Genomic DNA, 204 nt, shown 5'->3' on the forward strand with positions numbered 1-204 from the left:
GCCGCTGTACTTTCAGTGTTATTGCCTCATTGAGTTGTTGTGCCAATGTGTGGTGAGTGGGTTTGTCGGAGAGGGTTTCAACATTAGCTGAGTTGATAGATGAAACTCTGCTTTGGTCAGTTCATAGGTAAAATTTGAGTCAGTTCTAACTCAAGAAAATTTGAAGTTTGGTCAATATTTTCAGTGGTTTACTTTTGAGTTGGC

General features: G+C 39.7%; 1 protein-coding gene. It reads left to right on the forward strand.

Features of this window, described 5'->3' with window-relative positions; translation table 11 throughout:
- The coding region (locus tag GOU96_RS18590) for a DUF3709 domain-containing protein (protein WP_324702147.1) at positions 1-91 on the forward strand (91 nt) is incomplete at its 5' end.
- Between the last annotated feature and the right edge of the window lie 113 nt (positions 92-204).

The organism is Vibrio sp. R-1 (assembly GCF_035615595.1).
GTDB classification, from domain to species: domain Bacteria; phylum Pseudomonadota; class Gammaproteobacteria; order Enterobacterales; family Vibrionaceae; genus Vibrio; species Vibrio cholerae.